Annotated in this window: 20 protein-coding genes and 1 tRNA gene; 12 read left to right on the forward strand and 9 right to left on the reverse strand. The window is 66.9% G+C overall.

Annotated elements, in window-relative coordinates:
* Positions 1-200 precede the first annotated feature (200 nt).
* Complete coding sequence (locus AC6LKG_RS04645) at positions 201-1163, forward strand: N-carbamoyl-D-amino-acid hydrolase (RefSeq protein WP_498163070.1); 963 nt, start codon at positions 201-203, stop codon at positions 1161-1163.
* 14 nt (positions 1164-1177) lie between these two features.
* Here the strand turns inward: AC6LKG_RS04645 and AC6LKG_RS04650 are convergent, their stop codons facing one another.
* Positions 1178-2152 carry a tripartite tricarboxylate transporter substrate binding protein gene (locus tag AC6LKG_RS04650; RefSeq protein WP_498163071.1) on the reverse strand — a complete coding sequence of 325 codons (975 nt, stop codon included), beginning with the start codon at positions 2150-2152 and terminating at the stop codon, positions 1178-1180.
* 41 nt (positions 2153-2193) lie between these two features.
* Complete coding sequence (locus AC6LKG_RS04655) at positions 2194-3525, reverse strand: arylsulfatase (RefSeq protein WP_498163073.1); 1332 nt, start codon at positions 3523-3525, stop codon at positions 2194-2196.
* Between the two features lie 99 nt (positions 3526-3624).
* On the opposite strand from AC6LKG_RS04655, the gene AC6LKG_RS04660 reads away from it, so the two are divergent.
* Together AC6LKG_RS04660 and AC6LKG_RS04665 are read left to right on the forward strand one after the other, a co-directional pair.
* The gene (locus tag AC6LKG_RS04660; RefSeq protein ID WP_498163074.1) at positions 3625-4590 is read left to right on the forward strand and encodes a LysR family transcriptional regulator; all 966 of its coding nucleotides are present in this window, start codon (positions 3625-3627) and stop codon (positions 4588-4590) included.
* Complete coding sequence (locus tag AC6LKG_RS04665; protein WP_498163076.1) at positions 4587-4994, forward strand: DUF6157 family protein; 408 nt, start codon at positions 4587-4589, stop codon at positions 4992-4994. The genes AC6LKG_RS04660 and AC6LKG_RS04665 overlap by 4 nt, the downstream gene beginning before the upstream one ends.
* Before the next feature lie 66 nt (positions 4995-5060).
* Here AC6LKG_RS04665 and AC6LKG_RS04670 read toward each other — a convergent pair whose 3' ends face one another.
* The 3 genes from AC6LKG_RS04670 to AC6LKG_RS04680 all read right to left on the reverse strand — a co-directional run bounded on the left by AC6LKG_RS04670 (position 5061) and on the right by AC6LKG_RS04680 (position 7595).
* Complete coding sequence (locus AC6LKG_RS04670; protein WP_498163077.1) at positions 5061-5429, reverse strand: VOC family protein; 369 nt, start codon at positions 5427-5429, stop codon at positions 5061-5063.
* A 36-nt stretch (positions 5430-5465) separates the two neighbouring features.
* On the reverse strand, positions 5466-6677 hold the full coding sequence (locus tag AC6LKG_RS04675; protein ID WP_498163078.1) for a diguanylate phosphodiesterase: 1212 nt from the start codon (positions 6675-6677) through the stop codon (positions 5466-5468).
* A gap of 99 nt (positions 6678-6776) precedes the next feature.
* On the reverse strand, positions 6777-7595 hold the full coding sequence (locus AC6LKG_RS04680) for an alpha/beta fold hydrolase (protein ID WP_498163079.1): 819 nt from the start codon (positions 7593-7595) through the stop codon (positions 6777-6779).
* Positions 7596-7643: 48 nt separating this feature from the next.
* On the opposite strand from AC6LKG_RS04680, the gene AC6LKG_RS04685 reads away from it, so the two are divergent.
* From AC6LKG_RS04685 to AC6LKG_RS04695, 3 genes are all read left to right on the forward strand, one after another.
* The gene (locus AC6LKG_RS04685; RefSeq protein ID WP_498163080.1) at positions 7644-7973 is read left to right on the forward strand and encodes an ArsR/SmtB family transcription factor; all 330 of its coding nucleotides are present in this window, start codon (positions 7644-7646) and stop codon (positions 7971-7973) included.
* Positions 7974-8261: 288 nt separating this feature from the next.
* Positions 8262-8888: a glutathione S-transferase family protein gene (locus tag AC6LKG_RS04690; RefSeq protein WP_498163082.1), complete on the forward strand. Its 627-nt coding sequence runs from the start codon at positions 8262-8264 to the stop codon at positions 8886-8888.
* Positions 8889-8928: 40 nt separating this feature from the next.
* The gene (locus AC6LKG_RS04695) at positions 8929-10242 is read left to right on the forward strand and encodes an MFS transporter (RefSeq protein WP_498163084.1); all 1314 of its coding nucleotides are present in this window, start codon (positions 8929-8931) and stop codon (positions 10240-10242) included.
* Positions 10243-10263: 21 nt separating this feature from the next.
* Here the strand turns inward: AC6LKG_RS04695 and AC6LKG_RS04700 are convergent, their stop codons facing one another.
* Positions 10264-11256, reverse strand: a complete 993-nt coding sequence (locus tag AC6LKG_RS04700) for an AraC family transcriptional regulator (RefSeq protein WP_498163086.1) — start codon at positions 11254-11256, stop codon at positions 10264-10266.
* A gap of 176 nt (positions 11257-11432) precedes the next feature.
* Between AC6LKG_RS04700 and AC6LKG_RS04705 the strand changes: the two genes are divergently transcribed.
* Positions 11433-12200 carry an aldolase gene (locus AC6LKG_RS04705; RefSeq protein WP_498163088.1) on the forward strand — a complete coding sequence of 256 codons (768 nt, stop codon included), beginning with the start codon at positions 11433-11435 and terminating at the stop codon, positions 12198-12200.
* Positions 12201-12530: 330 nt separating this feature from the next.
* On the opposite strand, the gene AC6LKG_RS04710 is transcribed toward AC6LKG_RS04705, so the two are convergent.
* Positions 12531-12606 (reverse strand) — tRNA-His (locus AC6LKG_RS04710).
* A gap of 186 nt (positions 12607-12792) precedes the next feature.
* On the opposite strand from AC6LKG_RS04710, the gene AC6LKG_RS04715 reads away from it, so the two are divergent.
* Positions 12793-14250, forward strand: coding sequence for a phospholipase D-like domain-containing protein (locus tag AC6LKG_RS04715; protein WP_498163090.1), 1458 nt, complete (start codon positions 12793-12795; stop codon positions 14248-14250).
* An 84-nt stretch (positions 14251-14334) separates the two neighbouring features.
* Here the strand turns inward: AC6LKG_RS04715 and AC6LKG_RS04720 are convergent, their stop codons facing one another.
* Entirely contained in the window at positions 14335-14763 is a 429-nt protein-coding gene (locus tag AC6LKG_RS04720) for a PaaI family thioesterase (RefSeq protein WP_498163092.1), read from the reverse strand.
* Between the two features lie 173 nt (positions 14764-14936).
* Between AC6LKG_RS04720 and AC6LKG_RS04725 the strand changes: the two genes are divergently transcribed.
* The 3 genes from AC6LKG_RS04725 to AC6LKG_RS04735 all read left to right on the forward strand — a co-directional run bounded on the left by AC6LKG_RS04725 (position 14937) and on the right by AC6LKG_RS04735 (position 17721).
* Entirely contained in the window at positions 14937-15908 is a 972-nt protein-coding gene (locus AC6LKG_RS04725) for a helix-turn-helix transcriptional regulator (protein ID WP_498163094.1), read from the forward strand.
* Positions 15909-15979: 71 nt separating this feature from the next.
* Positions 15980-16687 (forward strand): fumarylacetoacetate hydrolase family protein, encoded by a 708-nt coding sequence (locus tag AC6LKG_RS04730; RefSeq protein ID WP_498163096.1) that lies wholly within the window; start codon positions 15980-15982, stop codon positions 16685-16687.
* 161 nt (positions 16688-16848) lie between these two features.
* Positions 16849-17721, forward strand: coding sequence for an NAD(P)-dependent oxidoreductase (locus AC6LKG_RS04735; RefSeq protein WP_498163097.1), 873 nt, complete (start codon positions 16849-16851; stop codon positions 17719-17721).
* Between the two features lie 19 nt (positions 17722-17740).
* Here AC6LKG_RS04735 and AC6LKG_RS04740 read toward each other — a convergent pair whose 3' ends face one another.
* Positions 17741-19012 (reverse strand): MFS transporter, encoded by a 1272-nt coding sequence (locus tag AC6LKG_RS04740; protein WP_498163098.1) that lies wholly within the window; start codon positions 19010-19012, stop codon positions 17741-17743.
* A gap of 147 nt (positions 19013-19159) precedes the next feature.
* On the opposite strand from AC6LKG_RS04740, the gene AC6LKG_RS04745 reads away from it, so the two are divergent.
* Complete coding sequence (locus AC6LKG_RS04745; protein WP_498163100.1) at positions 19160-19297, forward strand: hypothetical protein; 138 nt, start codon at positions 19160-19162, stop codon at positions 19295-19297.
* The last annotated feature ends 26 nt before the right edge of the window (positions 19298-19323 follow it).

Here is a 19323-nt window from a genome sequence, read left to right on the forward strand (position 1 = left end):
CCGGCCGCTCGCAGCAATCCCCCGCGGCAGCAAAAAACCCATTCAAAACAGACCCTTAGGGAAATCATCGAAATCCGGCGCGCGCCCCGCCACGGACGGCATCCCCGGGTTTCCCTATCGCTCGCCAGCGGGCAATCTAGGCGGTTTGATTCGAAGAGGCCCGCACGCGAGGCCTCGATTCCCCTACGAGGAGCTTTCCTGTGAGCAAAACTTCCCCCCGCCGCAAGCTTGGCCTGGCGGTCGCGCAGATGGGGCCCGTGCACCTGGCCGACGACCGCGCCGCCGTGGTCAAGCGCCTGGTCGCGATGCTGCGCGAAGCGGCCTCGCGCGGCAGCGAATTCGTGGTGTTTCCGGAACTGGCGTTGACGACGTTCTTTCCACGCTACTGGATGACCGAAGCCGAGGCGGTCGAGCGCTTTTTCGAGCGCAGCATGCCCAACGCCGACGTGCAGCCGCTGTTCGATAGCGCGCGCGAACTCGGCATCGGCTTTTACCTCGGCTATGCCGAGATCACCCTCGATGGCCGCCGCTTCAACTCGGCCGTCCTGGTGGACCGGAGCGCGCGCGTCATCGGCAAGTACCGCAAGATCCACCTGCCCGGCCACGACGACCACAAGGTCGACGCGCCCTTCCAGCACCTGGAGAAAAAATTCTTCGAAGTGGGCGACCTGGGCTTCGGCGTGTGGGACATGGAAGGCACCAACGTCGGCATGTGCCTGTGCAACGACCGCCGCTGGCCCGAGACCTACCGCGTGATGTCGCTGCAAAGCGCCGAACTGATCGTGCTGGGCTACAACACGCCCTCGCTCAATATCCACTGGAACGAGCCGGCGCACTGGCGCACCAGCACGCACGAGATCGTGCTGCAGGCCAGCGCCTACCAGAACGCGGTGTGGATCGGCGCGGCCGGCAAATGCGGCTCGGAAGACGGGCACCACATGATCGGCAGCTCGATGATCGTGGCGCCGTCCGGGGAGATCGTGGCGCGTTCGACCTACGAGGAAGACGAGGTCATCACGGCGCATATCGATCTGGCCATGGGCCAGACCTTCCGCGAACACGTTTTCAATTTCGCCAGGCACCGCAGCCCGCACCACTACCGGCTGATCGTGGAGCGCACCGGCGCCGGCGCACCGCTGCCGACGCCGGATAATCCGGCGTGAACGCGGCCGGCGCGTCAGTTGCCCAGCTTGATCGCGCCGCTGTCGAGCAGCTTGCGCCACTTGGCCGAGTCATCGGCGATGAAGCGCTGCAGATCGGCGCGCGAGCCTCCCCCGGCGGTCATGCCGGCGGTGGCGACCGCGTCCTGGAAGGCGCGCGATTGCACCGCCTGCCGCAGCAGCGCGTTCAATTGGTCGAGCACTGCCGCATCGATGGCGGGCGAGGCCGCCACTGAAAACCACTGGCTCGCGTCGTAGTCCGGAAAGCCCGATTCGGCCACGGTGGGCACGTCCGGTAGCGAGGCCAGGCGGGTGCGCGTGGTGACCGCGTAGGCCTTGAGCACGCCGGCGTGGATCTGCGGCAGCACCGGCGCCGAGCCCAGGATGGCCAGCGGAATCTGGCCGCCCGCGACATCCGAGACGGCCTGGCCGCCGCCCTTGTAGGGCACGTGCATGATGCGCGTGCCGGCATACTGGTTCAACAGCTCGCCGGCCAGGTGTTGCGAGGTGCCGTTGCCCGAGCTGCCGAAGCTCCAGGCCTCGGGATGCTTGCGCGCATCGGCCAGCACGTCGGCCAGGGCCGGCAGGCTGCGCGACGCCGGCCCCACGATCACCATCGGCCCTTGCGCCAGCAGCATGACCGGCGCGAGTTCCTTGCCGATCGCCGGCTGCGGCGTGGGATAGATGAGCGGCCCCGGCACGGTGATCAGGTAGCCATCGCCGGCCTGGCTGCGCGCCACCTGCTGCAGCGCAATCGCGCCGGAAGCGCCGGCCTTGTTCTCCACCACCACGGCCAGGCCGCTGCGGCGGGACAGTTCCTGCGCGGCGATGCGGGTCAGCACGTCGGCGGTGCCGCCGGGCACGAAGCCCACGACCCAGGTGATCTGCCTTGCGGGCCAGGCCAGGGCCGGTTCGGCCTGCGCGGGCAAGGCCGGTGCCAGGGCGGCGGCGCACCCCAGCCAGAGGGCACAGCGTCGGATGACGGACTTCATGATTTCCCCTTGTATAAGCGCCACCTGTCTGCGCGGGCGGCTCAGTCCCGGTCGGGCCGGCCGGGCGTGGTGTTGGGATGCTCGGCGCAGGATTGGTTGAATGCCTGCACCATTTTCAGCATCGGCCCGAGCACCCAGGTGTTGAAGATCAGGATGTCGCTCTCTTCCTTGGGGTCCTGTTTCAAGTTGAACAGGTAAGGCGATTCGAGCTTGCCCTTGCCTTCGTTGACCTCGGGTTCCCAATAAAAGTGCAGCTTCCAGTCGCGCCACTTGAGCGCACGCAACTCGTTCTTGATGTAGAACAGGAAGCCCTCGCGCGCGGAATCGGTGCGCGCGCCGGTGAAGAAATCGGTCTGATCGATGCCATCGATCGGCCGGTCGCCCGGGATATCGGCGCCGCCGATGCGCGACAGCGTGGTGAAAAGGTCGGTCACGTGCACCATTTCGTTGGACACGCGGCCGGGCGCCACCTTGCCGGGCCAGCGGATGATGAACGGCACACGCAGGCTGCCTTCCATGGCGGTGTGATAGGTGCCGGTCCAGGGGCCGGCCGTGCCCCGGTAGGGCTTGCGGAACTCCGGGCCGTTGTCGCTGCAGAAGATGAAAACGGTGTCGTCGCGCAGCCCCAGTTGGTCCACCTCGGCCACGATCTGGCCCACGCGGTGATCCATTTCCACCATCGAATCGGCAAAGTCGCCCGCGCCAGTGCGGCCGGCGAAATCCGGATGCGGCAGCGTGGGAAAGTGCAGGTGCACCAGCGGCAGATACAGGAAGAACGGGCGCGCGGCGCCTGCCTGCTCGCGCATGAAGGCCTGGGCGTGCCGAACCAGGTCGGCATCGATGCCACGGCGGCTGTCCAGGTCGTACAGCTTGACCTGGGTCGAAGCCTGGCCGGCGCGGCCTTCCATGATGTAGGGCAGTTCGGCCACGCTGGGGTCGAAGCCGATGGATGCGGTGAACTGGCTTTCGTCGGTGGTGCGCGGAATGCCGTACCAATGGTCGAAGCCGCGATCCGACGGAAAGCGGCCGGGGATGTCGCCCAGGTGCCATTTGCCGTAATGCGCGGTGGCGTAGCCCTGGCCTGACAATTGCTGCGCCAGCGTGATCTCGTCGCGCGTCAGGCCCTGCGGCAGGCCCGGCGGCACCGATTGCAGGCAGCCGGTGCGGATCGGGTGGCGGCCGCTCATCAGGGCCGAACGGGTCGGCACGCAATCGCTTTCGACGTTGAAGTTCTGCAGCAGCAGCCCTTCGCTGGCGAGGCGGTCGATGTGCGGCGTGGGCGCCCCGCGCAGCGCGCCGCCGCCATAACAGCCCAGCTCGCCCCACCCGAGGTTGTCGGCGACGATCAGCACGATATTGGGGCGATGGGGCATGGCGGCGCTTCCTGGACGGTCTTGGGGTATGTCCGGAATTCTAAAAGCGCCGTCCGGCCTTAATATTCCCGAAAGTGTGATCCAGAATAACCAACGTTCATGAATCTGTCGCTGCGCGATATCGAGTACTTCCTGGCCGCGGTCGAACACGGCCACCTGGAGCGCGCCGCCGCGGCCTGCGGGGTGAGCCAGCCGGCGCTGTCCAAGTCGCTGCGGCGGCTGGAAGCCGATACCGGCCTGGCGCTGATGCAGCGCCACGGACGCGGCCTGCGGCTGTCTTCCGAGGGCCTGGTGTTCCTGCAGCATGCCAACAAGCTCTGGGCCGAATACCGCGACGCGGTGCGCCACGCAATGGAGCTGCGCGTGGGCGAGGCCGGCCTGTTGCGCGTGGGCGCCACCGGCGCCACGGTGGAAAGCGTGGTGATGCCCGCCCTGCGGCGCCTGCTGCCGCGTCGTCCGGCGCTGCGGCTACAGCTCACGCAAGGCCTGTCCGACGACCTGAATCAACAGGTCGAGCGCGGCGGGCTCGACCTGGCGGTCACGCCGGTCTACGCCGACGGCCCCGCCACCCTGCATCACGAGATCATGTTCGAAGACGCGCTGTGCGTGGCCGCCAGCCGGCGCCACCCCCTGGCCGCCAGGGCGCGCCTGAGCTGGCGCGATCTTGACGGGCAACGCTGGATCCTGCCATGGCCGACCTCGGTGGCGCGCCACATGCTGGATGCGCGGTTCGCCGAGGCCGGCCTGGCGCCGCCGGCCGCGGCGCTCGAGGTGGAACACTTTTCGCCGGGATCGCTGCAACTGCTGGCCGAGGGCGACATGCTGGCCGTGCTGCCGCAGAGCGCGCTGGCCGGGACGACGGCGGTCGCGCCGCTGCCGGTGGCGCTGGGCCAGCCCTTGCGCCGCAGCATTGCCCTGATATCGCGCCGCGGCACCACCTGGTCGCCGCTGATGAACGAGTTTCGTGACGCGGTGCTGGCGTGCGGCGGCGGCCAACGGCGCCGTCCGCGCGCGGGTAGGACAGGCGGCCCCCACCCTCCCCCCGCACCGGCGCCCTCACCATGACGACCAACTACACGGAAGCCTTCATCACGGTCTCTCCCGACAGCACCGCCGCGGTGGGGACCACGCCGACCAAGGCGGGTTCGATCGCGCAGATCCAGCACGATCTGCTGACGCGGCGGCCATATCACTACACCAGTGACGACCTGCTGTTCGAGGTGCACGCCATCCGCCACGGTATCGCGACCAAGGACAGGAAGCGGGCGCGCGAGGAGTTCTTCGCCAAATCGCAGGCGTGCCTGCGCGCCTCGCCGCTGGTCAAGCAGTTCGGCTGGGGCCTGCACCACGACGCCGAGTCGAAGGTCGCGGCCTATGGCGTCGACACCCAGGCCTACCATGACCTCAGCGCGCGCGCCGATCTCAAGATCGTGCCCGGCATGCGCAGCAAGCGGGCCGCCGGGTCCTGACGCAGAGATGCCTGTGCTCGCAGCGCCAGCCGGTAAAGGCCACCGAATCGCGGCCCGACGACGGATTCAATCCAACGGCCGATGACAGACGGCTTCGATGTTGTGCCCATCCGGCCCGATCACGAAGGCCGCATAGTAGTTGGGGTGATAGTGAGGCCGCAGGCCGGGCGCACCGTTGTCTTTTCCGCCTGCCGCCAGCGCCGCGGCATGGAACTGGTCGACCTGTTCCCGGGAAGCGGCGGCAACGGCGATATGCAAAGGCGCGCTGACGCGGGCTTGCGCGTACAGCCACAGCGACGGCTTTCCCTGCCTGCCCAGGCCGATGCTTCCCGGCCCCTGCATGGCAAGGCCCACGTCCAGCGGCGCAAGCGCCTTGAGGAAGAACTCGCGGCTGGCATCCATATCGCTGACACCAAAACCGATATGATCAAACATGTGTCTCTCCATCGCCGTCGCCACCGGCACGCATCGCTACAGGCGTTCTGGCCAACTGATTTCAGGCATGCGATTCAGTGCGGGCCTTGCGAACAGGTAACCCTGGAACCGCTGGATGCCGGCGGCTTGCAGCCAGCACCATTCCTCCACCCGCTCAACGCCTTCCGCGACGGGCGTGATGCCCATCGCGGAACAGGCCTCGACAATCGCAAGCACGATGGCCTGGCGCGGGCCATCCAAATGGATGTCCTGAATGATCTTGCGATCGATCTTGAGTTTGTCCGGCTGGAATTCCGCGAGCATTGACAACCCCGCGAAGCCCGCGCCGAAGTCGTCGATTGCCACGCCAATGCCTGCCCTGCGCAGGCGTTCGATCACGCCGCCGAAGGTGCTCGGGCTGGACACGGCCTCCTGCTCGGTCACCTCGACGATGACTTGATGGCACGACAACCCCGACGCCAGGATCTGATCGGCCAGGAATTCCACCGCCAGAGGCTCCGCCATCAGGGACATTGGCAGGAGATTGACGGAGATCTTGGTGTCTTTCAAGGGCAGCCGACCGGCCAGGAGAAAGGCGAGCGCCTTGGACTCCAGGTCGATCCGATGCAATTGGCCGGGCGGCACGGACGAAAACAGCTCATCGGGCGAACCGCCGCCGGGCCCCCGAATCAGGAACTCGAATGAACTGACTTCCCTGTGCATCGGATTGACGATCGGTTGCAGCGCGAACTGGTAGCGCTGCCCCTGGGCCACTGGCACGGCCTGATCCGCGGGCGGCGCCTCACGCACGAACCGCCAGTTACTGGCGTCGTCGCCGTCGACGATATGGCTGGTTCCGCGGGCCAGGGCATACCAGGTCAGGATGTTGATCACCCGATCGTCGCTGCCGGACAGCGCACCCTTTACCTTCATTTTGGCAAGCAGCCGCGACGACACTTGCCCGCGGTCGAGCTCGCGCATGTCAATCAGGCCCATCGCCTCGCCTTCGAATCGACGAACCGCGCCTTGGTCGCGCATGAGGCGAACGACATTGCCATGGCGCGAATCCTGCCTGATCGACTCGAACAAGGCATCCACCGCCGCATCGGGGCCTTCGAGAAGCTGCACGAAATGGACGCCATCGAACAGCAATATCCCCGTCACGTCCATGGCGGTATTGCGCTGCCGGGCCAGCGCCAACAGGCCGTCCAGCGCGTTGAGACCGGGCAAGTCACGGGCACGGCTACGATAGATCAGTGTCGATAGCATGGCGTGCACTCCTGAAACAACGCAGGCTGATATCGCCGGGATTCTAATTCAACAAAGCGCCTAGTACACCCCGCAGAACCAGCCAGGCCCGCCGCGCCCTCAGGCGGCGGCGATCTGCTTGAGCACGGCCGCGACGATGGCCTCGGGCCGGTCTTCCTGCACCAGATGGCCGGCCCCCGGCACCGGCAGGCAGGGCCGGTCGGAAATCAACGCCGCCAGCGCCTCGCCCTGGGCCGGCGCAATCCACTGGTCCTGCTCTCCCCACAGCACTTGCACCGGGCAGTCCAGCAGGCGATAGCCGCCCTGGACTTCGTCGGTATAGCGCTGGTCCATCTGCGCGATCTGCCGATAGAACGCCGGTTGGCCGGTCGCGCCGAGCCACGGCGCGCTATAGACCGCCAGCGCTTGCTCGGACAGCGGCTGATGCGCCGACGTCCGCAGATAGGCCCGCAGCAGCGCGCGGTGCATGTAGTCGGGCATGGCCGCGAACGCCTGTTCGTGCTGGCGCACGTGCTGGACGAAGGGCGACCCCCAGGGCGCCAGGGCCACCGCGTCGAAAATCGTCAGCGAAGCGTAGCGCAGCCCGTCCAGGAAATACGCGCGCAGCGCCGTGGCGCCGCCGAAATCATGCGCCAGGACATCGGGACGTTGCAGGCCCCATTCCTTGAACAGCGCCGCCAGCACCCGGTTCTGCACGCCCAGCGACACGTCCTGGCCGGCGCGCATCTCGGATTGCCCATAGCCCACCAGGTCGAAGCAATAGACGGTGCGGCGATCGGTCAGCGCCGGGACGATGCGGCGCCAGACTTGCGAAGAAAACGGCGTGCCGTGAATCGCCACCAAGGGGGGGCCATTGCCGAATCGGCCCCAGCGGACGGCATTGCCCAGGATCAGCGTGGTGTGCGGCAAATCGAGCACGAGTGGCCCTCATATAGTCATTTAGCTAAGTGATAATATAATAGGCAAATGACACGTCCCCTGCAAATCAAGGCCATGGCCAGCGAAGTGCGCCTGTCCATCCTGCGTTACCTGGCGCACCCGACGCAGCATTTCGGCCAGCAATGGTCGGCCGACCCCGCAACCTTCGGGGTCTGCATGACGCTGATCGCCGAAGTGCTGGCGGTGTCCCAGCCCACCGCCAGCCGCCACCTGGACATCCTGCGCCAGGCCGGATTCATCACGGTGCGCCGGCACCAGAAATGGTCATATTGCCAGCGCAACGAGGCCGGCATCCAGGACTATCTGGCGTGGCTGCGGCAGCAGTTGGCGCCGGCCGACGCGCCCCCGCCTGCCTGAGGCGCCGGCTGGTGTAAATCTCGAAAGGGCTCGCGGCGCATGCCATCCGCCCGAGGTGCCCCCGGGGCGGCGCGGTTCCCACGCGCCATCCCGCCCGCAGGGTGCCGCGCCTGCATTTCGATCGGCAAGGCGATGCCGCAGGCCCACCTTGCCGGCATGAACCACCCCTGATTGCCGATTCCGGGCGCCGCTGTCGCTTACGGTCAAGCGCAGTGCGCACGCTGGCAAGGCTGCGCAGCGGCGGGCCGCCAACAATAGGCGCAGCCCCAACTGCCCCCACGGCCGCCCATGATCACGCTCTATGACCATCCCCGTTCCGGCAACTGCTACAAGGTTCGCCTGTTTCTGTCGCTGATCGGCCTGCCCAGCCGCCGCGAATTCATCGATGTGCTGGCGCGCAAGAACCAGACCGAGGCTTTCGAGCGCATCAGCGCCTGGCGCCAGGTGCCGGCCATCGACGACGGCGGCCTGACGCTGTGGGACAGCCACGCCATCCTGCTGTATCTGGCGCAGAAGCACGCGCCGCAATGGCTTGCGCCGCTGCCGCAATGCGGCCAGATGTATGCCTGGATCTCGGTCTCTGCCAATGAGATCGCCAACAGCCTGCAACCGCTGCGCCTGACCCGGGTCGTGAGCAAAGCCGAAGCGGCCCATCACCTGGGCGTGGCCGAGGCCCTGCTGGACCTGCCGGGCATGGAACAACGCACGCAGCGCCTGTTGCGCACCATGGAGCGCCACCTGAACAGCCAGCACTGGCTGGCCGGCGCACCCAGCGTCGCCGATATCGCCTGTTATGGCTATCTGTCGCTGGCCGAAGAAGCCGCCATCGACATGAACGACTGGCCCGCCCTGTCGGCCTGGCGCCGGCGCATCGAACAACTACCTGGCTATATCGCCCCCGGCCACACCGGCTAGGCGACATCAAAAAAAGCAAACAACATCGCAAGGAGAAAACATGGATGCGGTCAGCAACCCGGGAGCCGTCGCGCCCCCATCCGGCAAGCCGAATCTGTTTCGGGTCGCCGTGGCAACCGTGGTCGGCACGGCGGTCGAGGCCTTTGATTTCCTAGCCTACGGCACCGCCGCCGCACTGGTCTTCAACAAGCTGTTCTTTCCGCAGTTCGATCCTCTGACCGGCACGCTGGCCGCCTTCGCCGCCTTTGCCAGCGGCATGCTGGCGCGTCCCATAGGCGGGATTCTGTTCGGCCACTTTGGCGACCGTATCGGCCGCAAGTCCATGTTGACCCTGAGCCTGCTGATGATGGGCATCTGCACGGTGCTGATCGGCCTGCTGCCGACCTATGGCCAGATCGGCGTCTGGGCGCCGATTCTGCTGGTGCTGCTGCGCGTGGGCCAGGGTCTGTCGTTTGGCGGCGAAATGGGCGGCGCCATGCTGATGGCCGTGGAACACGCCCCGCCACGCTGGAAAGCCCTGTTTGGCAGCCTGCCGCTGGTGGGCGCGCCGCTGGGCATTCTGTTGTCGGTGGGCTCTTTCGCGCTGGTAACGCGCCTGCCGGAGGCCGACTTTCTTTCCTGGGGCTGGCGCCTGCCTTTTCTGGCCAGTGCCGTTCTCATCGTCGTCGGCCTGCTGATCCGCCGCGGCATCGATGAATCGCCCGACTTCGCCCGCGTCAAATCCGAACGTGCCCAGGTCAAGCTGCCGGTGGCCGAGTTGCTGCGCAAGCATGGCAAGGCGTTGCTCTTGTGCATAGGCTGCAAACTGGCCGAAGTGACGTTGATCTATACCTTTCTGGTGTTCTCGGTGTCGTATGCCGTGTCCAACCTGGGCTTTGCGCGCAGCGACGCCTTGCACGCCCTGCTCTATGGCGCGGCCGTATTGACCTGCACCATTCCGCTGTTCGGGCTGTTGGGTGACCGTTATGGCGCGCGCCGCGTCTGCGGCTGGGGCGGCATCTTGCTGGCGCTGATGGCGATTCCGATTTTCATGGCCGTGGGTAGCGGTTCGCTGATGGCCTACAGCATCGCGGTCTTCATTGCCATGGCGATCAATTACGCCATGATGATTGCGCCGCAATCCAGCCTCTATGCCGCGCAGTTTCCGCCCGAGCTGCGCTACTCGGGCCTGTCCATCGGCGTGCAGTTCTCGGCCGCCATCGGCGGCGGCCTGGCGCCGATGGTGTCGGCGCTGCTGGTGGCGCGCTTCGACAGCATCGTTCCGGTCGGCGTCTACATGGCCGCGCTCGGCCTGGTGGCAGGCACCTCGGCCTTCTTGATGAAGCCCGCAGGCCGGGAGGGCCGCCGCGCCTGATTCCACCCGCGGCCCGGCTTGCTACGAAGCGAGCCGCGCCGCTTCGCGGTATTGGTTGGGCGGACAGCCGAAACGCTCTTGAAAGCGCCGGCTGAAATGGCTGGCATCCTGAAAGCCACAGGACAGGGCAATGTCCTTGACCGGCACATGCTTCTGGCCCGGATCTTCGAGCGCCAGACGCGCCCGCTGCAAACGGCGTTCACGCACATACTGGTTGTATTGCGTGCCCTGTAGCTGAAACAGCCGGTGCACCCAGCGGCGGGAGGCACGCAAGGCATCCGCCACGCGGCTGACCGACAGGTCCGGATCGGCGATATGCGCATCCAGGTAGCTGGTCAGGGCAAGCCAGCTTTCCAGCGGCGCGCGCTCGGCATCGGGCAGTTGCTCCAGCGCCTGGCTGGTGTAGATGGCGGCCAGCATGGACATCAGCGCCTGTTCGGCAAACAGGCTGGAGGCCGGGCTGGTGGGCACATCATCGAAAAACACATTGGCCAGGCAACTGTAGGCGGTCCGCACCATGGGCAGGCCCGCCGCCGCGCGCTGCGCGGTGAACCGTGAGCCATCCTGCGCGCCCAACAGGCGCAGCAAAGACCCCTTGATGACCACCAGCCGCGAATCGCTGAGCATGCGCACTTCGGAAGGCTGGGCCGTGGTGCGGAACATGATGTCGCCGGCCTGCACCGGCAGGCTCGCGCCGTTCTGGGAGATGACGCCATGCCCCTCAATGATGAAACTGGCCAGGAACTCGGCGCGCATGGCGTCGGCCGCATGCTCGGCACGATGCCGCACGGCAATCGGCGTGGATTCCAGATTGACGGCCAGACCGCCTGCGCGCAGCCGACAGGCCTGCAAATGCAGTCGCGGCTGCATCGTCAAGGCGCTGAAATCGCCTGGCAAGACCAGCTTGTCCAACCGCGCCTTGTAACCCGCCAGCTCGGCCTCGTAGAACGGCCTGAAGCGCGGCGCGAAATTCAGGTCCGGTTCGGAGGCGGAAAACGGCGGGGAGACGAGCATTGCGTACGGAAAGGCAGGTATGACGGCGGGGCCAAGTCATTGTATCGGCCCGCTTGCCGGGCACACTTACCGTTTTCCCTAGGTGCTGTCACACCTGGACAAGCCCAGTGCGCCTGCGGGCAATGCCGGGCGCGCTCAAGCGCGCTGTAATTGTCCGCATAGGCTTATCTCAGGAGGTGCGTGTGGACGACAAGCAACTGCAATCCGATGCGTTTTTCAAGCGCTCGGCCAACAAACTGGATTTCGGCAACTGGAGCGAGCAAGAGAAGATCGCCCTAAGCTGCCGCATCCTGGCCAGCGAAGGTCACTCGGAAACGCTGGCCGGCCAGATCACGGTGCGCAATGACGACGGCAGCTACTACACCACTGCGCTGGCGCAGGCTTTTGATGAAGTCCGCCCAGATGCGCTGATACGCATCAATGAAAACATGGACGTGCTGGAAGGTTCGGGCACGCCCAACCCCGCCGTGCGCTTCCATTTCTGGGTCTACCGCCATCGGCCGGACGTGCGCTGCATCATCCACACCCATCCGCCCTTTGTCTCGACGCTGTCGATGACCGGCCGCCCCCTGGTGGTGTCGCACATGGACGCCACGCCATTTCACAACGACTGCGCGCACCTGAAGGAGTGGCCGGGCCTGCCGATTGCCGACCAGGAGGGCGAGATCATTTCCACGGCGTTGGGCGACAAGCGCAGCATCCTGCTGGCCAACCACGGCTTTCTGGCCGCCACCGGTTCGGTGGAAGAAACCCTCTATTTGTCTGTGCTGATCGAACGCGCGGCCCGCAACCAGTTGCGCGCGGCCGCGGCGTATGGCGAGGTAAACCCGGTCAACGACGCGCTTGCCGCCGAATCGCACGACTTCCTGCTCAAACCCGCCATTGTCCGCGCCAGCTTCGCCATGTTCGCCCGGCGGATCGAACGCGCTGACGCCAGGTTGTGAAGCCAGGCGTTGCCTTCAAGCGGCGGCGGGCCCGCCCCGGGCGTCCCCCAGGGGCGGCCGGGCATATCGACAGATTGAACTGAAATCCCTACACCCCAGCGTGTCTCTGGACAGCCCCAGCCGGTCAGCAGTTTCAGTCGTGGACAGCGTCGAAGTGGCAATGACACCCTGCCGGAGAATCTCGCCGGGATGCGGCGGCGCGGAGCGCATCGTCACGGGCTGGCTCCCGTCACGGCCTTGGCTGCCACTGGCTTGTCGGATCTTGCCACCATCCGGAAAAGAAAAAAGGCACTCCGCTTGCGCGTAAGTGCCTGATTTCACTAAATTCTTTGGGGTGGCTGATGGGACTCGAACCCACGACAACCGGAATCACAATCCGGGACTCTACCAACTGAGCTACAGCCACCACTGACTGCTTTGCCGCCGACACGAAAAATTTCGTGCTCAACTGCAAAGAGGCCGAATTCTAGCATGTTTTTTTCAACCGTGTAAAACACCGCGCCGTGCCGCGCCTTGCCCCTTGCCACGCGCGCCGGCCTTGATATCCTTGGCGCTCGAATCATCCTCTGGAGGCCAGGGTCGCACCGTAGCCATGGATCAAATACACGAACTATTGATCAAGTACTGGCCGCACATGGTGTTCGGCATCAGCGTGGTGGCGGGCGCTGGCGCGGCGGTGCACGCGGCCATGACCAAGCAGGACGTGCGCTCGGCCATCGGCTGGGTGGGGCTGGCGCTGTTTTCGCCGTTGTTCGGGGCGGCGGCGTATTTCGTCGCGGGGATCAACCGGATCCGCAAGACGCGCCTGTCGCAGCAGCGCGACGAGGCCATGCTGGTGGACGCGGCGCTGGTGGAGACGCCCAATGTGGACGTGGCGCCGATCTCTGGGCCGCAGTTCGCGTCGCTGAAGGTGCTGGGCGACCGGGTCAGCCGGTTCCGGCTGTTGGGCGGCAACGCGGTGCGGCCGCTGGCCGGCGGCGACGAGGCCTATCCGGCGATGCTGCAGGCGATCCGCGAGGCGCGCCACGCGGTGGCGATGCAGAGCTACATCTTCGACAACGACGCGATCGGCCGCGAGATGGCGCAGGCGCTGATCGAGGCGCACGGGCGCGGCGTGCAGGTGCGGGTACTGATCGATGCGATCGGCGCCAAGTATTCGCGGCCGCCGATCGTGCGGATGCTGGCGCGCGGCGGGGTGCCGGTGGCGCGCTTCATGACCAATCCGCTGGGCGTGTTGCGCATGCCGTATGCCAACCTGCGCAGCCACCGCAAGGTGCTGGTGGTGGACGGGCGCATCGGATTCACCGGCGGCATGAATGTCCGGGCGGCCTTCGTGACGGCGCTGTCGGGCGCGGCCACCAACGTCGATACGCATTTCCGGGTGGAAGGCCCGATCGTGACGCAGTTGATGTCGGTGTTCGCGCACGACTGGAATTTCACCACGCACGAGTCGCTGCCGGCGCAACCCTGGTTCGACCCGCAGGCGCTGCCGGCTGACGGGGTGGTGCCGATGCGCTGCGTGCCGTCCGGGCCGGACCGGGCCCTGGGCAGCGCGCACAGCATCATCCTGGGCGCGCTGGCGGTGGCGCAGCGCCATGTGCGCATCCAGTCGCCCTACTTCCTGCCGGACCAACCGCTGATTGGCGCGCTGGCGACGGCGGCGCGGCGCGGGGTGATCGTGGATATCGTGATTCCCGGCAAGAACAATCTGCGGCTGGTCGACTACGCCATGACGGCGCAGTTGGACCAGGTGGTGCGCACCGGCTGCCGGGTATGGCGCTCGCGCGGGGCGTTCGACCATTCCAAGCTGATGACGGTGGACGACGGCTGGGCCTACGTCGGGTCGTCGAACCTGGACCCGCGCAGCCTGCGCCTGAATTTCGAACTGGATACCGAGATCTACGATCCGCAGGTGGCGCGCTGGATCGGCGCGCGCATCGATGCGCGGGTGGCCGACGCGCGCCGCCAGACGCTGGAGGACCTGCAACAGGCGCCGTTCGCGAAACGGCTGCGCAACAAGGTGATCTGGCTGGCGACGCCGTACCTGTGACGCCGCTGCGGCGCGGCCATTGGAGGGGATGATCGGCGGCCCGAGAGCCGCCGATCGCACATCGGGGACCGCGCGCCCGTCCGTTCAGCCGTCCGAGGCCGGCACCGCCGCCTGGCGCACGGCGAAGACGGCGCTGGCCTTGAGCACCAGGCGCTCGTCCACCTTCAAGTGGCAGGTGGCGTAGATCAGGCGCTTGCCGCGCTTGTCGATGGTGACGTGGGCTTCGAGCCAGTCGCCGGGCATGACTGCGTTGAGGTATTCGACCGACATCTGCGCGGTGACGACCGAGGCCTGGCACTGGTGGGCGATGACGAAGCCCAGGGCACTGTCGGCCAGGGTGGCGAGCAGGCCGCCATGGGCCATGCCGTGCATGTTGCCGTGAGCCGGGCCGATGCGCATGGCCAGCACGTCGTCGGCCTCGCGCCGGTAGAAGCCGCCCAGATCGGCCAGGTGGCGCATGAACTGGCTGCTGGGTTGCCAGGGGGCGAAGCCGGCGGGGATGGTGTCTGTCATGGAGCAAGTGAAGAAGCGCTGCGCAATGCCTCCAACGGTAGCGCAAAGCGGGCCGCGCGTGCCAGCGCGGGGGCGGCACGGCCGGTGAACGGACATTATCCCGCGCAACTGGCGCCGCCGTCGCGCCGGCGCTACATTCTTCCCATGTCTTTCACCGTCTGGCCGTCCCCCGCATGAACCGCATCAAAACCTACGGCATGGCCGAGCGCGCGGACCACTTCGATTTCGATATCCGCGCGCAGCAGGTGCGCGAGCCGCTGGAGCAGCCGCACCGCCACGAGTATTTCCAGATCCAGGTGAATCTGGAGGGCGACACGCGCCAGACCATCAGCGGCACCACGCGGCCGTTTCCTCGGGGCGGCGTGAGTTTCGTGCTGCCCTACCGGGTGCACCTGGTGCCGCACCCGCCGGGCGCGCGCTACGTCATCATCAATTTCGCGCAGCGTTTCCTGTGGCCCGAACTGGCGGTGGATGCGCTGGACCTGGAGGACGTGCCAGTATCGCAGGCGCCGGCGCTGGCGCCGTTCCTGTTCCAGGAGTACCTGGATTTCGAGTTGGAAGCAGAAGGCCTGGGCGAGGCCGAAACGCTGATCGCGCGCCTGATGGCGGAGAACCGGCGACGCGGTTTCGGTTCATCGACGGCGATCCGCGGACTGCTGCTGCAATTGATCGCGCTGGTCTGCGGACGCTACGAGGCCGATCTGCTGCACCTGGCGCGCCATCACGCCGGCAGCAGCCGGCGCGAGAGCGTGCGGCGGGTGCTGGCGCACATCGGCGCGCACCTGGCCGGCAACCTGACGCTGAACGACGCGGCGGCGGCGGCCTTCCTGTCGCCCAATTACCTGGCGCACCTGCTCAAGAAGGAAACCGGCAAGACCTTCACCGAACTGGTGGCCGAGCGCCGCATGGCGCTGGCGCGCGATCTGCTGGCGCATACGGCGCGCACGGTGGCGCAGGTGGCGCATGCCGCCGGCTTTGCCGACGAGGCGTATTTTTCGCGCCGGTTCCGCCAACTGGAAGGCGTCAGCCCGACCGCTTATCGCGAGCGCCAACGCGGTGGCCATGCCGACGCGCCGCCGGATGCGCGGCTGGGGGCGGGGAAGGACCCGGCGCCAAATGCGCGGAATCGTCCACGGATTGCGTAATCGTCTCCAGGCGGGACGGGCGGCGCGGGCCTAAGCTGGCCGTGAACCTCGCAACCTTCAGGAGCCCCGCGATGACCCAAGCCGTCCAGACCCCATTTGCCGTTGCGCAGACCACCGTGCCGATCGCCGGCAGCGACCTGCGCTTTCCGGTGCGCCGCATCTACTGCATCGGCCGCAACTACGCCGCGCACGCCATCGAGATGGGTTCGGACCCCAGCCGCGAACCGCCGTTCTTCTTCCAGAAGCCGACGGATGCGATTCAGGTGGTATTGCCGGATACGGTGGCCGATCATCCCTATCCGCCGTTGACGCAGAACTACCACTACGAGGTGGAACTAGTGGCGGCCTTGTCGCGGGGCGGGCGCGACATTCCGGTCGAAAAGGCGCTCGACTGCGTCTATGGCTACGCGCTGGGGCTGGACATGACGCGGCGCGACCTGCAGCGCGGCATGGGCGACCAGAAGAAGCCGTGGGAGATCGGCAAGAGCTTCGATCATGCGGCGCCGATCGGTCCGATCCATCCGGTCGGACAGACCGGCCACTACCACGAAGGCGAGATCTGGCTGGCCGTCAACGGCGAACGCAAGCAGCAGGCGACGCTGTCGCACATGATCTGGTCCGTGGCCGAGCAGATCGCGCGGCTGTCGCAGGCCTTTGAGCTGTTTCCGGGCGACCTGATTTACTCGGGCACGCCGGAGAACGTGGGGCCGGTGGTGCGCGACGATGTGATTGTGGCGCACGTGGACGGCTTGCCCGAACTGAGCATCCGCATCGTCTGACGGGCGCGGGCCGGCGCCCGGGCGGGTCAGCGGCACCGTCCATGACGCCGGCCCTGTCGCGCCGCCCGTGCGCCATGGCGGTGCGGCCACGGGATCGGCGCGGATCTGAGAGTAAGATTTATGCCATAACAAACAGCCCCATGTGGCAGGAGCAGTGCAAGATGGCAAAAATCGGTATGGTGGGTATCGGCCTGATGGGCCACGGCATCGCCAGCAATCTGGTCAAGCACGGTCATACGCTGACCGTGCTGGAACATCCGGGCAACCAGCCGCTGGACGCGCTCAAGGCGGCAGGCGCCACCAGTTGTGCGGATGGCGCGACGCTGGCGGCGCAGTCGGACCTGATCATCCTGTGCGTCACCGGCAGTCCGCAGGTCGAGGCGGTGCTGTTGTCGCCCGGCGGCGTGCTGGAAGGACTGCGCCCCGGCACGGTGATCATCGATTGCTCGACCGCCATCCCCTCCTCCACCGCCAAGGTGGCCGAGGCGGTCATCGAGAAGGGCGGCCGCTTCCTGGATGCCCCCATGACCCGCACCCCCAAGGAAGCCGCCGAAGGCCGGCTCAATCTGCTGGTGGGCGGCGATGCCGCGCTGTTCGAGGAATGCCGGCCGATCCTGGCGTGCTTTGCCGAGAACATCGCGCATGCCGGCCCGGTGGGCGCGGGCCACCGCATGAAGCTGCTGCACAACTATGTGTCGCTGGGCGCGATCGCGCTGCTGGCCGAGGCCGCCGCCTGCGCACTGCGCGCCGACATCGACCCGGCGGTGTTCGCCGAGGTGCTGACCAAAGGCGGCGGCGGCGGCGTGGCGCTGGAGCGCCTCAAGCCATACCTGCTGGAGCAGGACCCATCGTCGCTGCGCTTTTTCATGTCGAACGCGCAGAAGGACCTGTCCTACTACAACACCATGGCGGCCGAGACCGGCGCGGTGCGCGAGATCGGCGCCGCGGTGCTGCATACCTACGACCAGGCCGTCAACCAGGGCGGCGGCGAACGCTACGTGCCGGAACTGGTGTCGCTGCTGAAGGACCGCTGAGGCGCGCGGCGGTGCGGCCTCAACGTCCGCCCGCCGCCATCGCCGGCATGGCGCGCAAGGCGCCGCGCCGCGGCAGTTGCAGGGATATGGCGGCGGCCAGCAACAGCAGGGCGCCGGCCGCGCCGAACGCCACCCAGTGGGTATGGAAGGTTTCGAAGGCCCAGCCGCCCAGCCAGGAGCTGATCATGCCGCCAACCTGGTGGCCCAGGTAGGTCAGCCCGTACAGCACCCCCACCAATCGCACGCCATAGACATCCGCCAGGATGGCGGACGACAGCGCGATGCTGCCGGCCCAGACCACGCCGCCGATGGTGGCCGCGGCATACAGTTCCCAATGCGCGCCCACCATGACCAGCGCGAAAAAACCAAGCCCGCGCACAAGATAGATGGCGGCCAGGATGTTGCGGCGCTCGACCTGGTCGGACAGGCGGCCCAGCACCAGGGTGCTGAAAATGGCGACCAGGCCGATCAGGCCGATGCCCAGCGAGCTGGTGGTGGCATCGAAGCCGTGGTCCATCAGCATGGGCATGCCATGCGTGCCGAGCAGGTTCATGCTGAAGCCGCAGGCGAACAGGCCCAGCGCCACCTGCCAGAACGGCAGCGTGCGAACGGCGTCCTGGATGCGCGGCGCCGGACTTTTGGCGGCGGGCCGCGCGCCGGATTTTTTTTCGACGATCTGGTGCGGCAACAGGTCGGTGTGCTCGGGCGCCTGGTCGCGCATCACGAACAGCGCCACCGGCACGGTCAACAGGGCGAACAGGGCGGCGAAGGCCAACAGGGTTTCGCGCCAGCCGACCGCGCTGATGGCGAACGTGAGCGTGGGCGTCATCAGGGCGATGCCGGCCATGGAACCGGTGGACAGGAAGAACAGCGCCATGCCGCGCTGGCGCGTGAACCAGCGGCTGATGACGGGCGTCAGCGCCACCGGGCTGGTGAAGGCCAGGCCGATCGACAACGCCACGCCGAAAGCCAGCAGGAATTCGACGGGGCCGCGCGCGTACACGGTCCAGATGGACGCGGCCACCACGATGGCGGTGCCGGTGAGCAGCACGAAACGGGTGCCGCGCGTGCTGACCAGGTAGCCGGCCAGCGGCATGCCCAGGCCGTAGCACAGCATGCCGACCGCGACGATGCCCGACAGCAGGCTGCGCGAGAAGCCCAGCCCGTCCGCCATGGGCAGGAAGAACGGCCCGATGCCCATGCGCAACCCTACCGTGAGCAGGGTCAGCACGGTGGCGGCGCCGACGATGTTCCAGCCGAAATACCAGCCGCCCGATGCTTGCTTGTCCACTTGCCTGTCTCCTTGTGTTTTCTTGTCGCGCCGGGGCGCTTCGGCACACGGGCATCGGGGATGCGAGGAGACGGAAGCCGGCCGCCGGACGCGCCATATTACTCCGGGCGCGTATATTGCTCGCAGCCGTCACACCCGAAGTCCGCCATGAAATCCGAATCGATGTTTGCCATGTCGCGCCGGGAAGCCGCCCTGGCGCCGGCGTCGTTCGCGTTGATGCCGCTGACCGGGGTGCTGGCCAGCGAGATCAAGTTCAGGCGCCGGACGGCGCAGGGCGAGACTTGAGCCGTCCGGCAAGCGGCCCGCGCCCG

It is taken from the genome of Achromobacter sp. 46006 (assembly GCF_059761975.1).

Coding starts and splice junctions, on each gene's coding strand:
- AC6LKG_RS04650 (WP_498163071.1), bottom strand. CDS start 2,152: ATGAAGTCCGTCATCCGACGCTGTGCCCTCTGGCTGGGGTGCGCCGCC.
- AC6LKG_RS04655 (WP_498163073.1), bottom strand. CDS start 3,525: ATGCCCCATCGCCCCAATATCGTGCTGATCGTCGCCGACAACCTCGGG.
- AC6LKG_RS04660 (WP_498163074.1), top strand. CDS start 3,625: ATGAATCTGTCGCTGCGCGATATCGAGTACTTCCTGGCCGCGGTCGAA.
- AC6LKG_RS04665 (WP_498163076.1), top strand. CDS start 4,587: ATGACGACCAACTACACGGAAGCCTTCATCACGGTCTCTCCCGACAGC.
- AC6LKG_RS04670 (WP_498163077.1), bottom strand. CDS start 5,429: ATGTTTGATCATATCGGTTTTGGTGTCAGCGATATGGATGCCAGCCGC.
- AC6LKG_RS04675 (WP_498163078.1), bottom strand. CDS start 6,677: ATGCTATCGACACTGATCTATCGTAGCCGTGCCCGTGACTTGCCCGGT.
- AC6LKG_RS04685 (WP_498163080.1), top strand. CDS start 7,644: ATGACACGTCCCCTGCAAATCAAGGCCATGGCCAGCGAAGTGCGCCTG.
- AC6LKG_RS04690 (WP_498163082.1), top strand. CDS start 8,262: ATGATCACGCTCTATGACCATCCCCGTTCCGGCAACTGCTACAAGGTT.
- AC6LKG_RS04695 (WP_498163084.1), top strand. CDS start 8,929: ATGGATGCGGTCAGCAACCCGGGAGCCGTCGCGCCCCCATCCGGCAAG.
- AC6LKG_RS04700 (WP_498163086.1), bottom strand. CDS start 11,256: ATGCTCGTCTCCCCGCCGTTTTCCGCCTCCGAACCGGACCTGAATTTC.
- AC6LKG_RS04715 (WP_498163090.1), top strand. CDS start 12,793: ATGGATCAAATACACGAACTATTGATCAAGTACTGGCCGCACATGGTG.
- AC6LKG_RS04720 (WP_498163092.1), bottom strand. CDS start 14,763: ATGACAGACACCATCCCCGCCGGCTTCGCCCCCTGGCAACCCAGCAGC.
- AC6LKG_RS04725 (WP_498163094.1), top strand. CDS start 14,937: ATGAACCGCATCAAAACCTACGGCATGGCCGAGCGCGCGGACCACTTC.
- AC6LKG_RS04730 (WP_498163096.1), top strand. CDS start 15,980: ATGACCCAAGCCGTCCAGACCCCATTTGCCGTTGCGCAGACCACCGTG.
- AC6LKG_RS04735 (WP_498163097.1), top strand. CDS start 16,849: ATGGCAAAAATCGGTATGGTGGGTATCGGCCTGATGGGCCACGGCATC.
- AC6LKG_RS04745 (WP_498163100.1), top strand. CDS start 19,160: ATGAAATCCGAATCGATGTTTGCCATGTCGCGCCGGGAAGCCGCCCTG.